The 22,940-nt window shown below is 52.6% G+C and carries 20 protein-coding genes; 15 read left to right on the plus strand and 5 right to left on the minus strand.

Translation table 11 applies throughout. From position 1 onward, the window contains the following. Position 1: 1 nt before the first annotated feature. The 5 genes from FH755_RS02970 to FH755_RS02990 form a co-directional block, all read right to left on the minus strand. Complete coding sequence (locus FH755_RS02970) at positions 2–2,278, minus strand: ABC transporter permease subunit (protein ID WP_292438524.1); 2,277 nt, start codon at positions 2,276–2,278, stop codon at positions 2–4. A 132-nt stretch (positions 2,279–2,410) separates the two neighbouring features. Beyond that, positions 2,411–3,367 carry a phosphate ABC transporter substrate-binding protein PstS family protein gene (locus FH755_RS02975; RefSeq protein ID WP_292438526.1) on the minus strand — a complete coding sequence of 319 codons (957 nt, stop codon included), beginning with the start codon at positions 3,365–3,367 and terminating at the stop codon, positions 2,411–2,413. Between the two features lie 142 nt (positions 3,368–3,509). Then, positions 3,510–4,799 (minus strand): phosphate regulon sensor histidine kinase PhoR, encoded by a 1,290-nt coding sequence (gene phoR, locus FH755_RS02980; RefSeq protein ID WP_292438528.1) that lies wholly within the window; start codon positions 4,797–4,799, stop codon positions 3,510–3,512. Positions 4,800–4,810: 11 nt separating this feature from the next. Then, positions 4,811–5,503 (minus strand): phosphate regulon transcriptional regulator PhoB, encoded by a 693-nt coding sequence (gene phoB, locus FH755_RS02985; protein WP_292438530.1) that lies wholly within the window; start codon positions 5,501–5,503, stop codon positions 4,811–4,813. A gap of 183 nt (positions 5,504–5,686) precedes the next feature. Then, positions 5,687–7,336 carry an inorganic phosphate transporter gene (locus FH755_RS02990; RefSeq protein WP_292438532.1) on the minus strand — a complete coding sequence of 550 codons (1,650 nt, stop codon included), beginning with the start codon at positions 7,334–7,336 and terminating at the stop codon, positions 5,687–5,689. A 140-nt stretch (positions 7,337–7,476) separates the two neighbouring features. On the opposite strand from FH755_RS02990, the gene dsbD reads away from it, so the two are divergent. The 15 genes from dsbD to FH755_RS03065 all read left to right on the plus strand — a co-directional run bounded on the left by dsbD (position 7,477) and on the right by FH755_RS03065 (position 22,933). Further along, complete coding sequence (dsbD, locus tag FH755_RS02995; protein ID WP_292438534.1) at positions 7,477–9,312, plus strand: protein-disulfide reductase DsbD; 1,836 nt, start codon at positions 7,477–7,479, stop codon at positions 9,310–9,312. Positions 9,313–9,457: 145 nt separating this feature from the next. Further along, the gene (gene aroQ / locus FH755_RS03000) at positions 9,458–9,895 is read left to right on the plus strand and encodes a type II 3-dehydroquinate dehydratase (protein WP_292438535.1); all 438 of its coding nucleotides are present in this window, start codon (positions 9,458–9,460) and stop codon (positions 9,893–9,895) included. A gap of 20 nt (positions 9,896–9,915) precedes the next feature. Further along, positions 9,916–10,383, plus strand: coding sequence for an acetyl-CoA carboxylase biotin carboxyl carrier protein (gene accB / locus FH755_RS03005; RefSeq protein WP_292438537.1), 468 nt, complete (start codon positions 9,916–9,918; stop codon positions 10,381–10,383). A gap of 58 nt (positions 10,384–10,441) precedes the next feature. Continuing rightward, the gene (gene accC / locus FH755_RS03010) at positions 10,442–11,782 is read left to right on the plus strand and encodes an acetyl-CoA carboxylase biotin carboxylase subunit (RefSeq protein ID WP_292438538.1); all 1,341 of its coding nucleotides are present in this window, start codon (positions 10,442–10,444) and stop codon (positions 11,780–11,782) included. Next, the gene (gene prmA / locus FH755_RS03015) at positions 11,782–12,654 is read left to right on the plus strand and encodes a 50S ribosomal protein L11 methyltransferase (protein WP_292438539.1); all 873 of its coding nucleotides are present in this window, start codon (positions 11,782–11,784) and stop codon (positions 12,652–12,654) included. Before accC ends, prmA begins: the two co-directional genes overlap by 1 nt. Continuing rightward, the gene (gene dusB, locus FH755_RS03020) at positions 12,644–13,645 is read left to right on the plus strand and encodes a tRNA dihydrouridine synthase DusB (RefSeq protein ID WP_292438540.1); all 1,002 of its coding nucleotides are present in this window, start codon (positions 12,644–12,646) and stop codon (positions 13,643–13,645) included. The genes prmA and dusB overlap by 11 nt, the downstream gene beginning before the upstream one ends. Beyond that, positions 13,642–13,932 (plus strand): DNA-binding transcriptional regulator Fis, encoded by a 291-nt coding sequence (gene fis / locus FH755_RS03025; RefSeq protein ID WP_292438541.1) that lies wholly within the window; start codon positions 13,642–13,644, stop codon positions 13,930–13,932. Before dusB ends, fis begins: the two co-directional genes overlap by 4 nt. 35 nt (positions 13,933–13,967) lie before the next feature. Continuing rightward, the gene (gene purH / locus FH755_RS03030; RefSeq protein WP_292438542.1) at positions 13,968–15,533 is read left to right on the plus strand and encodes a bifunctional phosphoribosylaminoimidazolecarboxamide formyltransferase/IMP cyclohydrolase; all 1,566 of its coding nucleotides are present in this window, start codon (positions 13,968–13,970) and stop codon (positions 15,531–15,533) included. Between the two features lie 17 nt (positions 15,534–15,550). Beyond that, positions 15,551–18,172, plus strand: a complete 2,622-nt coding sequence (locus FH755_RS03035; RefSeq protein ID WP_292438544.1) for a class I adenylate cyclase — start codon at positions 15,551–15,553, stop codon at positions 18,170–18,172. A 74-nt stretch (positions 18,173–18,246) separates the two neighbouring features. Further along, positions 18,247–19,275, plus strand: a complete 1,029-nt coding sequence (gene argC / locus FH755_RS03040; RefSeq protein WP_292438545.1) for an N-acetyl-gamma-glutamyl-phosphate reductase — start codon at positions 18,247–18,249, stop codon at positions 19,273–19,275. After that, complete coding sequence (locus tag FH755_RS03045; protein WP_292438546.1) at positions 19,275–19,973, plus strand: DUF6776 family protein; 699 nt, start codon at positions 19,275–19,277, stop codon at positions 19,971–19,973. The genes argC and FH755_RS03045 overlap by 1 nt, the downstream gene beginning before the upstream one ends. A gap of 8 nt (positions 19,974–19,981) precedes the next feature. Further along, positions 19,982–20,431 carry a polymer-forming cytoskeletal protein gene (locus tag FH755_RS03050; protein WP_292438547.1) on the plus strand — a complete coding sequence of 150 codons (450 nt, stop codon included), beginning with the start codon at positions 19,982–19,984 and terminating at the stop codon, positions 20,429–20,431. An 83-nt stretch (positions 20,432–20,514) separates the two neighbouring features. Further along, positions 20,515–20,859 (plus strand): iron-sulfur cluster insertion protein ErpA, encoded by a 345-nt coding sequence (gene erpA, locus FH755_RS03055; protein WP_292438548.1) that lies wholly within the window; start codon positions 20,515–20,517, stop codon positions 20,857–20,859. Between the two features lie 127 nt (positions 20,860–20,986). Further along, positions 20,987–22,252, plus strand: coding sequence for a DUF2254 domain-containing protein (locus FH755_RS03060; RefSeq protein ID WP_292438549.1), 1,266 nt, complete (start codon positions 20,987–20,989; stop codon positions 22,250–22,252). 81 nt (positions 22,253–22,333) lie between these two features. Further along, a complete protein-coding gene (locus FH755_RS03065; RefSeq protein WP_292438550.1) occupies positions 22,334–22,933 on the plus strand; it encodes a TetR/AcrR family transcriptional regulator in 600 nt (199 codons plus the stop codon). Positions 22,934–22,940: the final 7 nt, after the last annotated feature.

Genomic DNA, 22,940 nt, shown 5'->3' on the forward strand with positions numbered 1-22,940 from the left:
ATTACAGGGTGCTGTATTTCTTACGTAAACGTTGGCGGACCACTTCAGCCGCTGTGTTCAGTACAAAAGTGGCCATGAACAGTACCAGTGCAGCCAGGAACAGTACCCGGTAATGCGAACTGTTAACTTCCGCTTCCGGCATTTCCACCGCGATATTGGCTGACAAGGCACGGAAACCTTCAAAGATGTTGAAGTCCATAATCGGCGTGTTACCGGTCGCCATCAAAACAATCATCGTCTCGCCGACAGCGCGGCCCAGACCGATCATCACTGCCGAGAAAATACCCGGACTGGCCGTCAGTAACACCACTCTCGTCATGGTCTGCCAGGGGGTCGCACCGAGCGCCAGTGAACCGATAGTCAAATGTTTGGGCACGCCAAAGATGGCATCCTCGGTAATCGAGAAAATCGTTGGGATAACGGCAAAGCCCATGACTAACCCCACCACCAGCGAGTTGCGCTGATCGAAATCGATGCCGATATTATTCAGAAACTGCGGCATATTGCCGTCGAACAGCCACAGTTCGATGCTGGCGCTGAGTGACATCGACACCATACCGACCCCAATCACAATCGGAATCAGAATGGCCGCTTCCCAGCCGTCAGGAATCGCTTCACGCCAGCGTCGTGGCAGCCTGGTCCAGGCCCAGGCAGTGAGAATAATCATCAGCGGTAGCATGAACAGGATGGTGAAAACGCCGGGCAGGTTATCTTCGACAATCGGTGCCAGCCATAAACCGGCGAGAAATCCCAGAATCACCGTCGGCAGCGCCTCCATAATTTCGATGGTCGGCTTCACAATGGAACGCATCTTCGGCGACATGAAATAAGCAGTAAAAATCGCGCCCATAATTGCCAGCGGCACGGCCACCAACATCGCGTAGAACGCGGCCTTGATGGTGCCGAAAGTGAGCGGTGTCAGACTGAATTTGGGCTCAAAGTCACTACTGGCTGAAGACGACTGCCAGATATGTTCCGGTTCACTACGGCTTTCGTACCAGACTTTATCCCACAGCGAGTGCCAGGAAATATCAGGATGTTCATTATCAATATGAATCAGTTTGGCCTGACCGTCGGCGTTGAGGCTGATAAGACCGTTGGCACGCGGTGACAGGGCCACCACGGCATTTGCACTCTCGAGCTGCGGTTCTACCAGCAGCGTACGTTCGGCCGTAGTGTGGTACACACCGATTTTGCCGCTGCTGTCGAGTGCCAGAAAGCCTTTACGCGCCTGCTCTACCATAATTGCAACAATCGCTGCTTTTTGGTCGTTGAAGCTGCGAACATTGTGCAGGAAGTAGTTGTTGTCCTTGTCACGGACCGGGAACCACTGATCAATCTGACCATCGCTGCGGCCAACCAGCACCGAAATACCGCCGGTCAAAAACTCCAGCGTGGTCACGCTGACACCGGTCGGGACTGCTTTCACTTTTTGCACCAACCGCGGGCTTTCGATGTCCTGCACATCATAGAAATAAATAAAGCCTTTATCATCAACGAAATAGAGTTCACGCTGATCGATGTCGAGTTGCAGATGAGTGATCCTAGCGGCACCTGTCAGGCTAATCGATGCTGACTCCTCTTCCAGCGTGAATTCTGACGGGTCCAGGAAGCTTGCTTCGCGGATAACGGATTTCAGCACCACACGCTGATCAGACGTGACGGCTGCAAAGGTGGTCTTGTCGTCATAACTCTGCACACTGAGCAGTTCCAATGGCTGGCGTTCAGGATCAACCACCACCGCTTCTTCACCAAGCGGGTATTCAATGCGAGGGATAATTTTGCGCTGAGTGCCGGTGGGATAAGTGATTTTGTAGTCCTGATTAAACACCAGCGCCGAACCATCAGCCATACCGTATGCAAACACGCCGGTCACCGCAGCACCGGCCGAAGCAGTGGTGATATCCCCGGCATTGACCGGTAAATCGACCCTGAGCATGGCATTACCGTTCTCGGCTTCGAAGAATTTTGCAGTGCCGTTCTCATTCACTGACAAGGCGACGTCATTGTATTCGTTCAGGGTCAGAAAGCGACTGTTCGTCTGCTCAGTCTGGTAGATGGTACGGGTTTCCAGGCTGGCACCCTGAAACAAAGGCAGCACCACGTAAAGCAGATAGAAAAAAATCAGCACAATGGCGAAAATGACCGAAATACCACCAAAGCCGACCCCGTATCTGGCAACCTTGTCTTTAATTTCGCGCCAGGCACGACGGCGCTTTGCAACGGTGGAATCCGGTGCCGGCAGCACGGTTTTTTCGTCAGCTGTTTGTTCTTGCATCGAGTATTACCCGTATTGTGTGATTCGAAACAATCCTGAACCGGCTGCAGCAACCGGTTCAGGGTTGTTTAACAGCAAAACGCCCCGCACTCAGTACGGTACGGGGCGTTTTATCTGTCATTTCAATAAAACTTATTGAATTTTTTCCATTGCCTTTTCAGCAACACTGGCTGGCAGCGGCACATAGCCATCTTTTACAACCACTTGCTGACCGGTTTTAGACAGGACCATTTTGATGAACTCACGGTCAATCGGAGACATCGGTTTGTTCGGGTGCTTGTTAACATAAACCCAGAGGAAACGAGCCATTGGGAACTCACCACTGGCGGCGTTTTCCGGTGTCGCTTCGATAAACGGTTGGCCTTCTTCTTTCGCCAGAGGCACCGCTTTCACACCAGACGTTTTATAACCGATACCGGAATAACCAATACCGTTCAGCGATTTGGTGACACCCTGGACTACTGAAGCAGAACCAGGCTGTTCGTTAACGCTGTCTTTGAAGTCACCTTCACACAATGCGTTGTCTTTGAAATAACCATAGGTTCCGGATACTGAGTTACGTCCATACAGCTGAATCGTGCCCAGGTTTTCTACACCCAGTTGACCCCAGTTGGTGACGTCTTCTGGATAACCGCATTTACGGGTGGCAGAGAAAATGGCATCGACCTGTGGAATCGTCAGACCTTCGATTGGGTTATCTTTATGAACATAGACAGCCAGGGCGTCGATAGCGACAGGAATCGCTGTCGGTTTATAGCCGTATTTTTCTTCGAAGGCAGCCAGCTCTTTGTCTTTCATCTGGCGGCTCATCGGACCAAAGTTAGAAGTCCCTTCAGTCAGGGCAGGCGGTGCAGTTGAAGAACCGGCAGCCTGAATCTGAATGCTGACATTCGGATATTCGCGTTTGAATTCTTCCGCCCACAATGTCATCAGATTGGCCAGCGTGTCAGAGCCAACGCTCGACAGGCTACCTGAAATACCACTGACTTTTTCGTAGTCAGGCAGATTGGCATCCACATCAGCAAAAGTAACCGATGAGAAAGCCATCGTGACAGCAGCACCCAGCAGGGCGATGTTTTTCTTGAACATATTGTTCAGCTCCCAAGTTAAAAGAAAAATGCAACGCGTTTCACGTTTAGCGCTGGGAAAGTATGAATTGAGACTGTGACAAGGATATGAAAGAAATATGACAGTTGTATGACACTGCGGCCAAAACTGCTTTAAACGACTGTTATACCGTGATTTTTTCGACCACAATGGTAGCCGGAAAGCAGCACTTGAATGTAGTGCCACGACCCAGTTCACTGCTGATCTCCAGTCTGGCGCCGTGACGCTGCAGAACGTGTTTGACGATGGCCAGCCCGAGCCCCGTACCGCCTTTATCGTTGCTGCGGCCTTTATCAACCCGGTAGAAGCGCTCGGTCAGCCGCTCCAGATGATGTTCGGCAATGCCCTCTCCTTTATCGGCCACCGTCAGACAGGCACCGTCCTTATCCAGAGACCAGTTGATGGTAATTTCACAGCCTTCAGGTGTGTACTTGACCGCATTGAATACCAGGTTGGAAACAGCACTGCGGATCTCATCGACATCACAGACCAGCCAGCGCTCGGTATCGAGCTCCAGACTGATTTGATGGTCACGGTAATGTTCCAGCGTCCGGGCATCCTCAATGATCGACTGCAGTAATTTGCCGACATCGGTCGGGATTCTGCGCAGAGCTTTCTCCCCGGTTTCCAGCTGTGACAATACCAGCAGGTCCTTGATCATCAGGTGCATACGCTCACTCTGCTGGCGCATCGCCGGCAATGCCAGGCGCCACTGTTCAGGGTCGGTCTCATCAGTGAAGGCTTCCAGGTAACCGCGCAGCACGGTCAACGGCGTTTTCAGTTCATGCGAGACATTGGCCACAAAGTCGCGGCGCATGCGTTGCAGTTTGATGGTCTGGGTAATATCGCGGGCAATCAATAGTCTTCCCGCCCCCATATAGCTGACGACTTTCAGTTCCAGCTGCATGGTTTCATCGTGCGGGGATTTGACAATCACAACATTGCCCAGCTTGAGTGGATCTTCCAGCAGGGACTGGAAAGCCGGATCGCGAATCAGGTTGTTGATTCTGACATTATTGTCACGGGGCCAGCGGACGCCGAGCAGTTCCCGTGCCGACTGATTGGCCCATTCGACTTCGCCATATTCGCCCAGTACCACTATGCCATCAGGCAATGCCGCAGTGGCTTGTTGAAAACGTTTGAGATAGCCGGTGAGTTTTTTCTTGCGGTTGCTGTTTTGCTGCCGCATCTGCTCGATAGCACGGCAAACATCATCAATGACTCCCTCAGCACTGGGGGAACGGTTTTTCTTGGGCTTTTCCAGCCATTTCTTGAGCTTGTACCAATTATGCTGCAGCCACAGTGCATAGACCAGCACCGCCAGAAACATAAAACTCATCATCTGCCCAAACAGCAGACCACAAAACCCGGCCAGGCTGATAAGCGTCAGCAGCCGCCAACTATCCCATTGCATCTCAGGAACCGTTAATCAACAGAAAAACGATAACCCACACCCCGTACCGTTTGCACCAGATGATCATGGCCACTGGGTTCCAGCGCTTTGCGCAGGCGGCGGATATGCACATCGACGGTACGCTCTTCTATATATACCGTGTCGCCCCAGACATAATCCAGCAGTTGTGAACGACCATAGGCGCGTTCCGGGTTTTTCATGAAGAAATGCAGCAAGCGGAATTCGGTGGGGCCCAGCTCCACCCGTTTGTCATCGACGGTGACACGGTGGCTCTTGGTGTCCAGCACCAGCTTATCGAACTGCAGTTTTTGCGCTTCATCGGGATCTGAAGATTGACAGCGACGCAGAACCGCTTTGATTCGGGCCATCAGCTCCGGCGGTGAAAAAGGTTTGTTGATATAGTCATCTGCACCAACACCCAGTCCTTTGACCATATCTTCACTCTCGCCCTTGGCAGTGAGCATGATCACGGGGATATTGGCCAGAAACTCGTTGGCACGCAGCCGTCGGATAAACTCAATGCCGTCGATGCCGGGTAACATCCAGTCGAGCAGGATCATATCGGGCTGATGATGCTTAAGCGCGTCAAGGCCGGCTTCGCCATCTCCTACCGCTTCACAACTGAACCCTGATTGCTTGAGCGTAAAAGACAACATATCCCGGATCGCTACGTCATCCTCGACTACCAACACACTTGTTGCCATAAAGCCTTCCCAGTCATTAGATTACATCTGCATCATACAAAGCAATTATTACAGTTTGATAACAAATCGCTAAGCCATTGATATCCCTGTATCAATCCAGGTGTAAGTCACTACTTACGTGTCAAAAGCGGCTAAGACTATGACAATATGATGATCAATAGATGACAGTCTGACTGGCCGCAATCAGCTCATTACGCCCCGGATAGTATAGAACAGACAGGCTGACAATACGGCAGCAGACGGAACGGTAATTAACCAGGCAGTGATAATTTTTTTGACCATGTCGCGTTTAACGTAGAGGTTCTTTTTCTCTTTTTTCAGCGTCTTCTTGGCTTTTTTCAGCATGCCTTTTTCTTCATCAATCGCCTGGTACAGCGCAGTGATTCGTTCATAGTCACTGACCGTCTTCTGTTTTTTCTCCATCAGCACATTCAGCTCGCTACGTAAGGCGCTGAGCAGTCGCTTCTCTTCCTGAATTTCACGCTCATCCTGCTCGATTTCATCTTCCAGGCTTTCCGCACGATCCAGCCACTCACGCAGAAAACCGACACCAAACACGGCACCGATGGCGACGTGAGTGGTACTGACCGGCAGACCGAGTTGACTGGCAATAATCACGGTAATCGCAGCGGCCATTGCAATCGAAAAGGCACGCATCTGATCCAGTTCAGTAATTTCACCGCCGACAGTGCGGATAAGGCGCGGACCATACAGCGCCAGCCCCAGGGCAATACCGAAAGCCCCTACAGCCATGACCCAGAAAGGAATACCAGCCTCAGCAGTGATGCCGCCAGTGATGATGGCATCATGGATCGCCGCCAGTGGACCGATAGCATTAGCAACGTCATTGGCGCCATGGGCAAAACTGAGCAGCGCAGCGGCAAAAACCAGTGGAATCGTGAACAGCACATTCACACTGGCACGGTCATTGGTCAGTCGCGGCAGACGACGTTTGACTGTACGCTTAACCACAAAATAGACCAGAATGCCGACCACCAGACCAATTAAAAGCGCATCCATAAAACTGGGCTTGCTAGCGGCTTCGAAGCTGAAAAACAAGGTTTCATTGAGAAAATTGATGAATCCACCCCAGATTTTTTTCAATCCTTTGATCACAAGGTAGGTGACAAAAGCCCAGGCCATAATGGCAACATAAACCGGCACCCATTTGGATGAGGCGGTGATTTTATCCTCCTGGAAAATGATGGTTTTCTTGATCGCAAACAGAAAGATGATAGCGATCACTCCGCCGATGACTGGCGAGATAACCCAGGAACTGGCAATGGCGCCCATTGTGCCCCAATCAACAATGCTGAAACCGGCAGCAGCTATGCCTGCCCCCATTACACCGCCGACAATAGAATGGGTGGTGGATACCGGAGCCCGCGCGAAGGTAGCGAGATTCAACCATAAAGCAGCCGCCAGGAGTGCGGCCATCATCGCCCAGACGAAGTCCTGCGTGTTACCGTCAAAGCCATTAATATCGATAATGCCTTTCTTGACGGTCGAGACCACATCGCCACCGGCGATAATGGCACCGGCAGCCTCGAAAATCATCGCAATCATTATCGCGCCGCCCATGGTCAGAGCTTTTGAGCCTACAGCCGGACCGACATTGTTTGCGACATCGTTGGCGCCGATATTCATTGCCATGTAGGCACCGAATACCGTCGCGATGGCAAGGATCAGGCTACTGGTGCCGTCACCACTAATGTTGTAGCTGTATATCAGCGCCAACACCATGAAAACCAGGGCCAGCCCAATACGGGTGAGTTCGCCATGGCTCTTTTTATAAGCCTGCTTTTCTAGCTGATGGATATCTTTAATTTCCACGTTAATACCGTCAGTTGCTTACCAAAATGTGGCAATTATTACAGCATTGTGACAACAGGCATACCCCGGAGCAGACGGATGTAACTTAGCACTGCTAAGATTGTCTAGCTAAATACTGTGATGGCAAGCCCTAGAGAATGATGAAAAAAATTTTATTTTTATTTCTGTTGTTACTGGTTTCCAGCGCCAATGCGCGACCCGGATTTCTGGAAGGACTCGGACTGGGTCCGTCAGATGAGGTGCCACCGCTGGTGGAAGAAGCCTTTCAATTCAGCGCAGAAGTCGATGATGCCAACACCCTGATCGCCCATTGGCAGGTGATGGAAGGTAATTATCTCTATCGCGACAAGTTGCGCTTTGAGATTCTCGCTAACGACAATGTCCGGCTGGGTAATTTTGTATTGCCGCCAGGTGAAAATAAAAATGATGAAACCTTCGGTCTGGTTGAGGTTTACCATCACGACCTGGCACTGAAACTGCCACTCAACCGGCCACAGGCTGCCCAGCAGATCACTCTGAAAGCCTATTTTCAGGGCTGTTCCGAAACCTTCGGTATTTGTTACCCACCCAGTGTGCAGCAGGTTGATTTAACGCTGCCGGCGGCAACAGCGGCAAGCACGGACTCCCTCGCTCCCGTTCCGGCCAGCGAGACAATCAGCAATGACAACAACCCCCTCAGTGAACAGGACCGGCTGGCGCAGAAATTAGCCGAGGACAACCTGGTTCAGATATTCTTCGGTTTTCTCGGCCTCGGTCTGCTGCTGACTTTTACCCCCTGTGTGTTGCCGATGATTCCAATCCTGTCCAGCGTGATTGTCGGTGAAGGCGAAAAAATCACCACCCGCCGAGCCTTCAGCCTGTCTCTGATTTATGTGCTGGCAATGTCCGTCACCTACACCGCCGCAGGTGTGCTGACCGGTCTGGTGGGTGAAAATCTGCAGACAATGTTCCAGAACCCCTGGGTTATCGGCAGTTTCAGCCTGCTGTTTGTCTTACTGGCCCTGTCGATGTTTGGTCTCTATAACTTACAACTGCCACACACACTGCAGCATCGGCTGCATCAATTGACCCACCGTCAACAAGGGGGCAGTTTTATCGGTGTGGCGGTGATGGGCCTGCTGTCGGCACTGATTGTCGGCCCTTGCCTGGCACCACCGCTGGCTGCCGCCCTGATTTTTATCGGCCAGCACGCCGATCCCTTTTTGGGCGGACTGGCGCTGTTCGCACTCAGTATCGGCATGGGTATTCCGCTGCTGATTATCGGTACCTCTGCCGGCTCATTACTGCCCCGTGCCGGTGACTGGATGAACGTGATCAAAGCCATCTTCGGTGTTTTGTTGCTCGGCCTTGCCATCTGGATGCTGGAACGACTCCTGCCCGGCTGGCTGACCCTAATGTTATGGGGCGGTTTACTGATTGTGTGTGCGGTTTACATGGGGGCGCTAAACAGCCTGCAGATCGATGCCAGCGGCTGGACCAAATTATTCAAAGGCATAGGTCTGATTTTACTAATCTACGGTGCCTTGTTGATGGTCGGGGGCGCCAGCGGTAGCCACAGCCTGTGGCAACCACTGCAGGTCATTGCTGCCGGCCCGGGCTCCACTGCGGGTCAACCGTCACAGCTGGCATTCAGCAAGATCAATAATCTTGATGAACTCCACACCAGACTGCAAAACACGCAAAAACCGGTGATGCTGGATTTCTACGCCGACTGGTGCACCGATTGTAAAACCATGGAGAAAACCACCTTCCGCGATCCGTCAGTGGTTGCAGCAATGGATGATTATCTCTTGTTAAAGCTGGATATGACCGACAATACCGAGGGCCACCAGGCAATGCTGCAGGCACTGCAGGTCTTCGGCCCGCCGACCATGCTGTTTTACAACGCCGCCGGCCAGGAGTTACGCGACTACCGTCTGGTCGGTCATGTCACCGCAGACAAACTGCTGCAACACCTGTCAAGTCTGCCCAGATGACAAATTAATGAAAACTTAAAGAAAGCCGCCATTTCGACGAAAATAGCGACAAAAGTCTGCCTTTTATCTTGCTTAACTGGACATTGACCCCTTGCTGGTGCACAATTCGGCCTAATTGATTTTTGACCGCTTTGTAAGGATCGTCATGGCGAACATTCTTGTGCTGAACGGCCCCAATCTCAATCTGTTGGGGACGCGCGAGCCTGAGCATTATGGTGCAGATACCCTCGCTGATATCGAGGATCGCCTGCAGACCATGGCCGCTGATGCCGGTCACCAGTTGGATTTTTTTCAAAGCAATGCTGAGCACGCGCTGGTCGACAAACTCCATGAACGCCGCCATGACACCGATTTCATTCTGATTAACCCGGCCGCTTTTACCCATACCAGTGTGGCTCTGCGTGATGCACTGGCCGCGGTAGCGGTCCCGTTTATCGAAGTACATATCTCCAATATTCACGCCCGTGAGTCGTTCAGACAGCATTCCTATCTGTCCGATATCGCCAGAGGCGTGATATGCGGACTGGGTGCGCAGGGCTACGAACTGGCCCTGCAAGCCGCCATCAAACAACTCAACTCATAACTATTATTAAAGGTTAACGCATGGACATTCGCAAAATTAAGAAACTGATTGATCTTATTCAGGAATCCGATGTCGCCGAGATTGAAATTTCCGAAGGCGAAGAGTCGGTACGCATCAGCCGTAACAGCTCGGTTATGCCTCATTACGCGCCCCAGCCTGCACCAGCGCAACATGCCGTCGCGCCAGCTGCGCCGGCCCCTGCTGCAGACCCTGCGGCCACGGCACCTGCTGCCACTGAAGCCCAGACTAACGAAGCCAATGCTGTTCGCTCACCCATGGTCGGTACCTTTTACCGCTCTTCCTCCCCGGAAGCTGCGGCGTTTGTGGAAGTCGGCCAGCAAGTCAAAGCCGGCGATGTTATCTGCATAATCGAAGCGATGAAAATGTTCAACCAGATCGAAGCCGATCGCAGCGGTACCGTCACTGCCATCCTGGTAGAGAACGGGCATCCGGTTGAATTCGATGAGCCATTGATCGTTATCGAATAACACCAGCGCCCGTTTCGGGCGAAATAGCTCATCCTGAACTGTGGATTTGAACATTAATATGATCGATAAAATTGTTATTGCCAACCGGGGCGAAATTGCCCTGCGTATTCTGCGTGCCTGCTGGGAGCTGGGTATCAAAACCGTTGCTGTGCACTCCAGCGTGGATCGTGATCTCAAGCATGTATTGCTGGCTGATGAAAGCGTCTGCATTGGGCCTGCACCCTCCAACGAAAGTTATCTCAATATTCCGGCGATTATCAGTGCGGCGGAAATTACCGATGCCACTGCGATTCACCCCGGTTACGGCTTCCTGTCAGAAAATGCCGACTTTGCCGAGAGAGTGGAAGAAAGCGGCTTTATCTTTATCGGACCACGTGCCGAAACCATTCGCCTGATGGGTGACAAGGTCTCCGCTATCAAAGCCATGAAAGCGGCCGGCGTGCCCTGCGTTCCTGGCTCCGATGGCCCGCTGGGGACCGATGATGCCACTAATCTGCGCCTGGCCCGTGAAATCGGCTATCCGATTATCATCAAAGCCGCTGGTGGCGGTGGTGGCCGGGGTATGCGTGAAGTTCACAGTGAAGCGCATCTTCTGAACGCCATTGCATTGACCAAAAGTGAGGCCCGCGCCGCCTTTGGTAATGATATGGTTTACATGGAAAAATTCCTGGAAAACCCGCGTCATATCGAGTTTCAGGTGCTGGCAGATCAGCACGGCAATGCCATTCATCTGGGTGAGCGTGATTGTTCGATGCAACGCCGCCATCAGAAAGTGGTGGAAGAATCCCCCGCGCCCGGCATTACCCAGGAAATGCGTGATCGTATGGGCGCCATTTGTGCCGAAGCCTGTGTTCGTATCGGTTACCGTGGCGCTGGTACCTTTGAATTTCTTTACCAGGATGGCGAGTTCTATTTCATCGAAATGAATACCCGTATCCAGGTTGAACATCCGGTCACCGAGCGTGTGACTGATATCGATCTGGTTGCTGAACAGATTCGAATCGCCGCCGGTGAACCGCTGTCGATCAAACAGGAAGATGTGGTGATGCGCGGCCATGCCATCGAATGCCGTATTAACGCTGAAGATCCCCGCACCTTCATGCCCAGCCCTGGCAAGATCACGCACTATCATGCACCGGGCGGTGCCGGTATCCGCATGGACTCCCATATCTACAGCGGCTACAAAGTGCCGCCTAATTACGATTCACTGATCGGCAAACTGATTGCCTACGGCAAGGATCGTGACTCGGCGATTGCCCGCATGCAGACCGCGCTGAAAGAGATCGGCATTGAAGGCATCAAAACCAATGTCGAATTGCAACGCGATATTATGGATGATACCCACTTCCAGACCGGCGGCACCAACATTCACTATCTTGAGAAGAAGCTCGGACTCTGATGGCCTGGATTCAGTTTATCTGTCACACCTCACCCGACAAGGCCGAGGCTTTATCCGAAGCCCTGGGTGAGTGCGGTGCAGCCGCCGTGACATTTGAAGACGATGCCGATCAGCCAATCTATGAACCGGATCCGGGTGAAACGCCGCTGTGGACGGAAACCCGGCTGACTGCGCTGTTCGATGCTGAAACTCAGCAACAAAGCGTGCTTGATATGCTGGCCGGCATGCTGCTGGATGTCCCCAAGTTTCGTGTCGAAGCGGTGGAAGAGAAAGACTGGGAACGGGAATGGATGGCGAACTTCCACCCCCTTCAGTTCGGTGAAAAGCTCTGGATTGTGCCCAGCTGGCATCAGGCGCCTGATGAACAGGCTGTCAATATTCTGCTCGATCCCGGTCTTGCTTTCGGTACCGGTACTCATGCGACCACGGCGCTTTGTCTGAACTGGCTGGATCAGGCCGATCTCCAGGGTAAATATGTTATCGACTATGGCTGTGGCAGCGGTATCCTGGCGATTGCAGCAGCATTATTAGGTGCCGAGCGTGTAATTGGGGTGGATACCGATCCGCAGGCACTGGAAGCGACCCGCGAAAACGCAAGGCGTAACGGCGTTGAAATCGAAGCCTATCTGCCCGGTAACTGTCCGGATGACCCCTGTGATCTGCTGCTGGCCAATATTCTGGCCGGACCTTTACAGAACCTGGCACCGCGTTTTGCCAACCTGAGTAAGCCTAATACAGAACTGGTTTTATCAGGTATTTTGCAAACCCAGGCTGAGGAAGTCGCTGACAGTTATCAGCAGTGGTTCACAATGCAGCCCGCCGTCAGCCGTGAGGACTGGGTCAGACTGACTGGTGTTAGACATGCAGTCTGATTTGATGATCGGTCCCTACAGCCTGCCCAACCGGCTGTTTCTGGCACCGATGGCCGGTGTCACCGATCGCCCTTTCCGTCAGCTCTGCCGTCGACTCGGTGCCGGCATGGCGGTTTCGGAAATGATCACAGCCAATAAAGCTTTGTGGGCCAGCAAGAAATCACTGCTGCGTGCCAATCATGACGGTGAGCCGGAACCACGCAGCGTACAGATTGCCGGCGCAGATCCGTTGATGATGGCTGAAGCCGCTCGGCATAATGTCGATCAGGGTGCACACATTATTGATATCAATATGGGCTGTCCTGCCAAAAAGGTTTGTAATGTGATGGCCGGTTCCGCGTTGCTGCAGAACGAGAAACTGGTCGCAGACATCGTGGAATCGGTGGTTAATGCCGTGGCTGTCCCGGTGACGCTCAAAATCCGCACCGGTTGGGATCGTGACAACCGCAATGGTGTTACTATTGCCCGTATCGCTGAACAGGCCGGTATTCAGGCACTGGCCGTGCATGGTCGTACCCGTGCCGATGCCTATAAAGGCGAGGCTGAGTACGACACCATTGCCGAGATTAAATCCCGCATATCGATACCGGTCATTGCCAATGGTGATATCAGCTCGCCACAGAAAGCGGCGCTGGTGCTGGAAAAAACCGGTGCTGATGGCCTGATGATTGGCCGCAGCGCACAGGGAAATCCATGGATATTCCGCCAAATCCTGCATTTTCTGGAGCATGGCGAGCTGCTATCCGAACCTGAAGTCACTGAAATTAAACAGGTCTTGATTGAGCACCTGCAAAACCTGTACGATTTTTATGGTGACTACACCGGTGTTCGCATGGCACGCAAACACATTGCGTGGTACAGCAAAGGGCTGCGTAACGGCAATGCTTTCCGTCAGGAAATGAATCAACTGGAACTGCCGCAGCAACAATTGCGTTTCACCCGTCATTTTTTTGAGCAATTAGAACAACAACAGGACTCTCAAGCCGCATGACTAAACCGCTAGCCAAAGATCCATCGACTTGCGCTGAACTTGGTGTAGCGGCCGAGCATACCACAGCTCCGCTCAGTGACTGTGTGTCGCAAGCACTGGCAGATTACTTCGAGCAACTCGAGGGCCACCCCGCTGCCAATCTCTATGAAATGCTGATGACTGAAGTCGAAGTGCCGCTGCTCAAAGCGACGCTGGCCCACACCAATGGTAATCAAAGCCGGGCGGCCGAAATTCTCGGCATCAACCGCGGCACCTTACGCAAAAAACTCAAGCTTTACGGCTTGTAGCAACGAATTCTCTTTACCCTGGAATTTCTTTTTCAATGAATAAGATTAAACGTGCTCTATTGAGCGTCTCTGACAAAACCGGTGTACTTGAACTGGCACAGGAACTGAACCGACTCGGTATCGAACTGCTGTCTACCGGCGGTACCGCCAAACTGCTGAGTGAAGCCGGTTTACCGGTCAAGGAAGTCTCCGAACATACCGGTTTCCCCGAAATGATGGCGGGCCGTATCAAAACGCTGCATCCTAAAATCCATGGCGGCCTGCTGGGCCGCCGTGGCACAGATGATGCGATCATGACACAGCATGATATCGCGCCCATCGATCTGGTGGTGGTCAATCTTTACCCGTTCGCAGCGACCATCGCCCGCGATGACTGCACGCTGCCAATGGCCATTGAAAATATTGATATTGGTGGTCCCACTATGCTGCGTGCCGCAGCTAAAAACCACGCCGATGTCACTGTACTGATTGACCCGGCTGATTATGGCCGCGTGCTGGCGCAAATCGAGGCTAATGGTGGGGTTGATGATGCCACCCGTTTTGATCTGGCCGTGAAAACCTTTGAGCACACCGCACAATACGATGGCGCCATTGCTAATTATCTGGGCAAACGGTCCGATAACGGGGATATGAACACTTTTCCACGGACCTTCAACAGCCAGTTTCAAAAGAAACAGGACATGCGTTACGGTGAAAACCCGCATCAGAAAGCAGCCTTTTATGTTGAAGGTCAGCTGGAAAGCGGCACCATCAGCGCGGCTGTTCAACTGCAGGGCAAAGAACTGTCTTACAACAATATCGCCGATACCGATGCCGCACTGGAATGCGTCAAAGCTTTCCCCGAGTCACCGGCCTGCGTGATTGTGAAGCATGCCAACCCTTGCGGTGTGGCGACAGCCGGCAGTCTGCTGGCTGCCTATGACCTGGCTTTTCAGACTGATCCGACCTCCGCTTTTGGCGGCATTATTGCCTTCAACCGGCCGCTGGATGCGGAGACCGCCAAAGCCATTATCGAGCGTCAGTTTGTCGAAGTCATTATTGCACCGACCGTATCTGACGATGCCCGCGCGGTGGTGGCTCAGAAAGCCAATGTGCGCCTGCTCGCCTGTGGCGAGTTTGTCGAAAATCCGGCTGACAGCCTTGACTTCAAGCGCGTTAACGGTGGACTGCTGGTACAGGATCGTGATGATGCACTGGTACAGGCGGATGAACTGAAAGTCGTGACCGATACGGCACCAACTGACGAACAGATGCAGGATCTGCTGTTCGCCTGGCGCGTGGCCAAGTTCGTAAAATCCAACGCGATCGTTTACGCCAAAAACCAGCAAACCGTTGGTATCGGTGCCGGCCAGATGAGCCGTGTCGTCAGCAGCCGCATTGCGGGTATCAAAGCCGAAGATGCTGGACTGGCGGTGCCCGGTGCAGTGATGGCTTCCGATGCCTTCTTCCCGTTCCGGGACGGACTTGATGCCGCCGCCGAGGCCGGTATCAAAGCGGTGATCCAACCCGGTGGTTCCATGCGTGATGACGAAGTCATCGCCGCAGCCAATGAACACGGCATTGCCATGGTCTTCACGGGCATGCGTCACTTCAGACATTAACCGGGACCCAGCTGTCAGTGGACCGGGTTCAGGCACAGCGTTTCTTTCAGACGCATAACCATGAACGCATCCACCGTCTGCTGCAGCTGGCACCGGCACGGCACGGCCTGATTCTGGAACTGTTGCCGTTGCTGTTTCATCAAAATGCCAAACTATTGCCGGGGTATATCAGCGATGAGACCCCGGCCGGTCTGATTGATTACCGTCCAACTAAAACCACTCTGGACCGGGTCAGGCAGCTGGAAAGCCATTTCCGTTATCGGCAACGGGCGTTACGTCGTTACCCGCTGCGGGGTCTCTACCTCATCAATGCCAATGGCTTGCTGCGATATCCCGAACACCCAGCTTTCGAGCTCTGGCTTCTCCACAGTAACTTACTCAAGGACAAGCAACGCCAGCAGTTGCAGCAGAAAGTGGACGCTGTCTGCCAATGGGCCGGGGATAGCGGCATCAAACTGGAACCAAGACTGTTGTCAGAAGCCGACCTGGCACGAGGCATCTTATCTGCCTGGGATCGGGATCAGTTCTACAGTGCCGGCCTGGTTCTCGCCGGTAGTCAACCCTACTGGTGGTTGACCAGCCCGGAAGAGGATATGGATTATGCCGCAGCTGTCAGCAGAATGCAGTCGCAGCGGCTGCTTAATCCGGTCAGTCTGGCGGATTTCGGCAACATCGGCCGATTCGATGCCGATACCCTGTTCCATCAGACCAGCACCAGACTTAACGACAGCCTGCAGAACGGCAATCAGTTTTTATCCCTGGCTTATCTCAATCACTGCCTGACAGGCCCGCCGCAAACTGCCCTGTCGCCGCTGCTGAAACAGCAGCTCTATCAGCAACAAAGTGATACCGGCCGCTTCGATCCGAAGTATCTGCAACTGCAGCTTCTTGAGCAGCAGCAGCTTTCCGCAGACTTACGGCGGCGGTTTTATCTCGACGTGCCGGAGAGGCTCAGCAAACCAGTCAGACAGGCAACTCAGCCCTGGCGACGCCAGTTTATGGAAAAGCTGACCCGCGAGTGGGGCTGGGATGCCGACAAACTGAAATCCCTGGACAACAGCACAGAGACCTTCAGCACGATTGAAAGCGACTTCTATGAGTTGGGCCGATTCAGCGGCGAGGTATTAAAACAACTCAGCAACTTTGCGCGCGAGGAAAAGCTTGATGCCGCTGCTACGCTGCATGCATTAAAAACTGTTCACCGACTGCGCTATGCTCCACCGGAAAACCAGGTTAGCCTGTTACCTTCAGCATTAAGACCGGCGCCTGACAGTGACCGCCTGTTTCTGAGCCGCCTTCGTGAGCAAAACCTGTGGCGTTTGAGCCGTCAGCCGACAAGCGACGCCGGTCATGACAGCATTATTGAACACGAACATCTGCTACAGGTGCTGGCTTACGCGATTGGCAATCACCTGCTCAGCCGCAGCAACTGGCTCAGTGTCAATGATCAGCATGGCAAAGTCACAACATCCTGTGTGGTTGAGCTGTGTCAGCATTTGTTCCGCAGCCCCCTGCCCCAACTCGATCTGGATTTCACCAATATTACGACAGCGCAGAATGAGACCCTGAACGACATCAGACTGTTTATCAACCTGGCCCCGGAAACCAGTGACAAGCTGTCTCAGCAGGGCTTGCAACTGTCGAGTCGGCTCAACGATCCACTCAATTACAGTTCCTATCATCAAAGCCTGGTGACCTCGGTAGACGGCATCGTGATGACCAGCCACGGCATCTGCCATAGCTTCCATTATGCCGGTCCTCAGGCCGTGCTGGAGTTTCTGCAGAATCTCCTCGCCTGGCAGCCGGACAATAATACGAGCTGGCACAGCTGGTGCCCGACACCGGTTTTTGGTCAGACCATCAGTCAGCGCATGGATGACTTGCTGAACCAGCTTATCTCCCATTACCGGCGTTTTCCTGACTCAGGCCGGTTCTTGTTATCGATGGCCGACCGCCTGTTCAACCTTCAGTGGCAGCAGCAACAGATCAGCCTGCTGAAGCAGCCACTGTCTCAGGACCTCTGGCACAGTCTGGCCTATCAGGACAGGCAGTTCGAGGCATTGCGGCTGGATCGCTATCTGGATAAAGACGGCCTACTGAACAGCCTGCTGCAATTCCAGTCAGCGGAACGAATTAATGTATTTATTTATCTCGAACAGAACACCATCATTTGTTATCTGCTGGATGAGTTCGGCAACCTTATACGCCAGCAGTATCAGCATCTCTCTGAAGCCACGCTGATCGCACACTTGCAGTTATTTCTTTCTGAAATCCGTCAGCGTAACCAGATCGCGCAACTGCGTTTTTATCACCTGAGCCGGCAGCAACAACATTGGCGTGCAACACCGGTAGCGGTGACAGCCCAGTCCGGCAGCTATCTGCCGGTAAAAGTCAGCATGAACAATTCCGCGCTGGATGCTGAGTGCACTATTGTCTGCGGTCAGCAGTGGTTTGAAGGTCGGGCTGATGATCCGGCGCTGTTTGCCCGGGTACAGCAGCTGGTACTGAGCCTGCGCGGCCTGCAATCGCATTATCCGGTCTATCTCAACAGTCTCAAATTTACTGATGATCGCTATTATCCGACAGCAGTCTACATGCAACATAAGCAGCGTCTGGAACAGCTTCTCAATCCATCATAAAACCGACCCGGATGTCTGCAGCCCGGCATAATTTGGGTATACTGTCTGTTTTAACAGCAACGACAGAGCAAAGCATGATCAAAGTCGGTATTGTTGGCGGCACCGGGTACACTGGTGTGGAACTGCTGAGACTCTTGGCCAACCACCCTGAAGTATCGCTGGAAGTTATCACTTCCCGTAGTGAAGCCGGCATGGCTGTCAGCGAACTATTCCCCAATCTGCGCGGCCATATCGATCTCAAATTCAGCGAGCCTGATCCGGATGTCCTGGCCCAGTGCGATGTAGTGTTTTTTGCCACCCCACACACCGTAGCAATGGCACTGGTACCCGAACTTATCAAACGCAACACCCGGGTCATTGATTTGTCGGCGGATTTCCGTCTCAAGGATCAGGCGGTCTGGGAACACTGGTACAACACCCCGCATACCTGTCCCGAATTATTCGACTCTGCTGTCTACGGCCTGCCGGAAATCAACCGTGAGCAGATTCGCCCGGCCCAGCTGGTCGCTGTGCCCGGCTGTTACCCTACGGCGACAGAACTCGGTTTTCTGCCATTGCTGGAAGCCGGTCTGATTGATCCCAAACATCTGATAGCCGATGCCAAAACCGGGGTTAGCGGTGCGGGTCGTAAAGCGGCGATACCAATGCTGATGGCCGAAACCAGTGGCAGCTTCAAGGCCTATGGCGTCAGTGGTCATCGCCATTTGCCGGAAATCAAAGAGATTCTGTCGGCCTATTGTGGTGAGGCCGTCGACCTGACCTTTATCCCTCACCTGGCACCGATGGTTCGGGGTATCCATGCAACCCTGTATGGCAGACTCAATAAAAATGCTGATTTGCAGGCTTTATTTGAGAATCGCTACCGGGATGAACCTTTTGTCGATGTCATGCCGGCCGGCAGTATGCCCGAAACCCGCAGCGTATCCGGTTCCAATGTCTGCCGTATCGCGGTTCACCAGCCGCAGGGCAGCGATACCGTTGTTGTGCTGTCGGTAATCGATAACCTGGTGAAAGGCGCCTCAGGACAGGCCATTCATAATATGAATATTATGTTTGGCCTGGAGGAAACCACCGGTATCAACGTCATCGCGACCATGCCCTGATGCTTGACCGCCCGTACGTTATTCATCCGCGGCGGCCCTACCGCTGCCTGCTGCTGGTCCTGATAGGCATTGTGCTCACCGCAGCGGCCATTATTTTCTGGGGCCAGAGGTGGCAGGACAAGCAGCTTGAAAAGCTGTCCGGACTGCAATCACAGCATGCACAGATGCAGGCGGAAAATCAGCGGCTGACCGAGGAAAACCGGCAACTGCAGGAACAGCTGATGGGGATCAACCAGATGCAGGCACTGCAACAGGCGACTGATTCCAAACTAGAGACCGAATTACAGCTGTTACAGGATCGGGTGATTGAGCTTAACAAGGAACTACTGTTTTACCAGAACATAACGCAGGGCACTGCCAGCAGTGAATTACAGGTTCGTGAACTGCATCTGCGACAGGTGGCTGAGGATCCGTCATCCTATCTTTACCGGATTGTGCTCACGCAGGGTAAGCGAATCACTAAATCCATCAAGGGTGATGTATTAATCACACTGAACCTGAAAGGGAATGGAGAGGCGCAATCCCGACTGGTGGAAACCCAGGCATTGAATATACGCCATGTGCAAGTGCTTGAAGGCACTATGAAATTAGCAGAAAATGAGCAACCGGACAGTATTCGGGTCATGCTGAGACAGTCCGATAAAACCCTGACCGAGCGGACATTCAAGTGGGAAGTTACCACCTCCCCGGCATCATGAGGTAAATCATGTTCAACAAAAACAAAGCCAAGAAAAAGAAGTCCACCAGCCGCATTGACACTCTTATCGGCCGTCATACCCATATCAAGGGTGATATCAGTTTCAGTGGTGGCCTGCGTGTCGATGGCACGATAGAGGGTAATATTAATGCTACCGGCGATGAATCCTCCGTGCTGACACTCAGCGATCACGGCAGCATTGATGGCGAAATCCGGGTACCCAATATCATTATCAACGGTCAGATCAACGGCAATGTATTTGTCTCCAATCATGTTGAACTGGCGCCCAGGGCGCGCATTAACGGCAATCTTTACTACCGCCTGCTGGAAATGGCGATGGGCAGTGAAGTTAACGGCCACTTGATCCGGGCCCAGGAAGATACTGATATTCTGGAACTGGAACATGAAGTGTTTGAGGATGAAGCACAGTTTCATCTGGAACAAAAACAAGAATCCTGAACGATTCGAGTTTAAATCTTGACTAATTTAGTCAGAATTTGGATAATAATTAACCAGTAAACAAGTTATTTTTGGAGTAAATTATGACCAGCGAAATGCCCAGCCCCATCATTTTTACCGAGGCAGCGGCAGCTAAGGTCAGCGACCTGATTGCTGAAGAAGGCAACGATCAGCTGAAACTGCGTGTATTCATCACCGGTGGCGGCTGCTCCGGTTTCCAGTATGGATTCACCTTTGAAGAAGATGTCAGCGAAGAGGACACCAAAATTGAGAAAGGTGGTGTCACGCTGCTGGTTGATCCCGCCAGCTATCAGTATCTGGTCGGTGCGGAAATCGACTTTACTGACGGCATCGAAGGTTCGCAGTTCGTCATCCGTAACCCGAATGCCACCACAACCTGTGGCTGCGGTTCATCATTCTCGCCCTGATCCAGGCTGAATATATACCAAAAACCGGTGAGGTCTGACCCACCGGTTTTTTTGTGTCTGCCATTTCTGAATTGTTTGTCTCTCCATGCTTGGTTTATGCTTGCGAAAGACAGGCAAGGAGAAATTGATGTTTTCCAAGTGGCAATGGCTTTTAACTCAGTTAGGTCGAAAACTGTGGCTGCGGTCCGCCTTGTTTGCGCTGCTGGCGATTTTCACCGCGCTGATTGCGATTCCGGTCGAACTGTTCATCAAAGAGCCATTCCCCTTCAGCATCGGCGCTGAGTCAGTCGGCGATATTCTCAATATCCTGGCTTCCAGCATGCTGGCTGTCACCACCTTCTCCCTCAGTGTGATGGTGTCTGCCTACACCGCGGCCAGTTCCAGCGCCACACCACGTGCCACCAAACTGGTCAGGCAGGATTCGACAACACAGAACGTGCTGGCCACCTTTATCGGTTCCTTCCTGTTCAGTCTGGTCGGTATTATCGCCCTGAGCACCGACCTGTACGGTGAAAACGGCCGGCTTATTCTGTTTGCCGTCACCATCGCCGTGGTAGTCATTATCGTTGTCACGATGCTGCGCTGGATAGAGCACCTCTCAAAGCTGGGACGGCTCGGTGAAACCACTGACAGGGTCGAAGATGCAGCCAGTCAGGCTATACAACAACGCGTCGATTATCCCTGTCTCGGTGCCCGCCGCCTGGACTGGGACCATCTGCCAGACTATTTCGACCAGCAAATCTACCCGGTAAAAACCGGCTATGTTCAGCACATTGATATCAGCAAGCTGAATCATTACGGTGAATTTTATAAAGGTGAAATCTCGGTGCTGACCGAACCGGGCCAGTTTATTCACCCCGCAGAAGCCATTGCCTGTTTTGATGGTGAACTGACGGAAGATATCGAAAATGACATCCGCGCTGCTTTCACTGTCGGTAATGAACGCTCTTTTGACCAGGATCCGCGTTTCGGTCTGTCGGTACTGGCCGAAATCGCCTCGCGCGCCCTGTCGCCCGCGGTCAATGATCCCGGGACAGCTATTGATATCATCAGCCGTGCCGTTCGTTTGTTACTGCCCTGGCGTGAACATGCCAGTCTTGAAGATGACAATGAGAAAATTGTCTATCCCCATGTCCGCATCTCTGAAATCCAACTGGATGATTTGTTTGAAGATGTGTTTATGCCGATTGCCCGTGACGGTGCCGGTTTGGTTGAAATTCAGCTCAGGCTGCAAAAATCTTTACTGGCCTTGAAGCGGCTCTGCCCCGACTGTTTCGCCGAACAGGTCGTGCGACATTCCCAAATGGCTTACGAGCGTGCCGAACTGACACTGAATTTGGATGCTGAAAAACAGCGGCTGAAACAGATCGTCGAAAAAATTCACAACGAATAGCTTTTCCTGTAGACGAACGCATTTACATTTTGTTTTCTACCACCTAAAATGAATGAACGTTCATTCATTTTAGGTGGCAAAATGACTCAGATACCCACCAAAGACAAGCAGGAAGTTATCCTGCAAGCCACGCTGGAACTCCTCGCCAGCAACGGTTTTCATGGTTTTTCTATGAAACAGCTGGCGACACGTGCAGGAGTGGCGACAGGCACCATTTATCTGTATTTCAAAGACCGGGAAGCGCTCATTGCCGAACTCCACAGCAGGATAATAGAAGCGTTTGCCGAAGCCGCGTTTAGTGATCACGACGGATCGCAGACTTTAAAACAACGCTACCAGCGGATCTGCGCCAATATCTGGCACTTCTGTATTAACAACCGCGCGATTACCCTGAGCAAAGCGCAGTTTGATCACCTGCCTACTGATGTATTACGCAGTCAGCGTCAGGATGCCTGGCAGCAGTTTCAGCCGCTCCGCGATCTGTTTGCCGAGGGCCGTCGTCAGAAGCTGATTAAGGATCTGCCTGACGATGTTTTGGGCAGCCTCAGTTTTGAACCTTATATGTATATGGCCAGTCAGCAACTGTTAGGCGTGATTAAAGTCGATCAGGCACAGCTGAATCAGATTATGGACGCATCCTGGGATGCAATTGCTACCGGCGCTCAGCAAGCCCGGGAATAGGAGATCG

The organism is Methylophaga sp., assembly GCF_009711715.1.
Taxonomy (GTDB): Bacteria; Pseudomonadota; Gammaproteobacteria; order Nitrosococcales; family Methylophagaceae; genus Methylophaga.